2 protein-coding genes are annotated in these 1,150 nt (G+C 39.7%); both read right to left on the bottom strand.

Going from position 1 to position 1,150, the window contains the following annotated elements; genetic code table 11:
• Nucleotides 1–20: 20 nt before the first annotated feature.
• On the bottom strand, nt 21–425 hold the full coding sequence (locus BQ5453_RS00845) for a helix-turn-helix domain-containing protein (protein ID WP_071121747.1): 405 nt from the start codon (nt 423–425) through the stop codon (nt 21–23).
• Nucleotides 426–465: 40 nt separating this feature from the next.
• Nucleotides 466–879: a helix-turn-helix domain-containing protein gene (locus BQ5453_RS00840; RefSeq protein ID WP_071121746.1), complete on the bottom strand. Its 414-nt coding sequence runs from the start codon at nt 877–879 to the stop codon at nt 466–468.
• Nucleotides 880–1,150 lie beyond the last annotated feature (271 nt).

The following is a 1,150-nucleotide window of genomic DNA, read 5'->3' as shown; positions in this document are numbered from 1 at the left end:
AAACATAACGTTAATTCTATTCAAAAGCCCCCCTTGTTATTGCTGAGCAGCACCTTTATCAGCCGTTCTTTTTCATTGAGCAACGCTTGCAGGTCTGCGATACGTTGCTTTAGCATATCTGTCTCGGTGTTGCGATTTTCCACGCTTTCACCGATGATTTGCGTGCCGTTGTTGGTGTTTCGATGTGTCGTAAGCACTGCCTTTGTGATGTCCTTGTATTCCAACAGCATGTTACCCTCTCCTGTAAGCAGCCAGTTGCCATCAACTTGAGGAAATGCGCGTTTAATGCGCTCGGGGTCTATAGAATTTCGCCTAATCCAACCTGCAACAACACCCTGTTGGCAGCCTAACAATCTTGCGAATTGAGATTGATTTCCGTATGCGAAATGCTTTAGTAATTGTTCTACAATGTCTTTTTTATTCATAATATTAGCAAAAACCCTTTTTAGTTATCAGTTTTGAACTTTACTGTTGACCACGTCTTTGACTATTGAGCAGCACGTTGATAAGCCGTTCTTTCTCGCTAAGTAGTGCTTGTAGTGATGCTATTTGTTGCTTGAGTATTTCTGTATTGAAAGTGTGGTTTTCTATGTTTTCACCGATGATTTGTGTGCCGTGGTTTGTGTTTTGTTGTGTGGATAATATTGTTTTGTTATTGCCGTTATCGTTGTTTGTTAGTAATATATTGCCTTCACCTGTAAGCAACCAATTGCCATCAACTTGTGGCAAGGCTGCTTTTATACGCTCGGGGGCAAAGTTCTTACGAGATAGCCATGTTGCTATAGTACTCTGCTTTATGCCTATAGTATTGGCAAACGAACTTTGACTACCATTCCCAAAAAGCATAATAAGTTGTTCTAACTGTCCTGTATCTTTCATAATACTGTTCTATTTATCTTATTTTACGTCCCATTTGAAATTTATCCTTATTCTATTTGCGATATATGTCTCATTTGCGCTATATTTGCAGCATAAACGAAACGCATACTGCGGTATGCTGCAAGTATTAAAATACAAATGTAAAGAATTAACGTTATGTTTTATAGAAAAAAGCAGAAAAAAAACGCGATACTCTGGAAAATAGATTTGCGTAATACCATGCGCAGGATACAGCAAGGCGGCTCGATAGGGCTGCTGACGGACGAGGTGG

It is taken from the genome of Prevotellamassilia timonensis (assembly GCF_900106785.1).
Lineage (GTDB): Bacteria > Bacteroidota > Bacteroidia > Bacteroidales > Bacteroidaceae > Alloprevotella > Alloprevotella timonensis.
The sequence above is the reverse complement of the archived record's forward strand: the minus strand, read 5'-3'. Positions and strand labels throughout refer to the sequence as shown.

Coding starts and splice junctions, on each gene's coding strand:
- BQ5453_RS00845 (WP_071121747.1), bottom strand. CDS start 425: ATGAATAAAAAAGACATTGTAGAACAATTACTAAAGCATTTCGCATAC.
- BQ5453_RS00840 (WP_071121746.1), bottom strand. CDS start 879: ATGAAAGATACAGGACAGTTAGAACAACTTATTATGCTTTTTGGGAAT.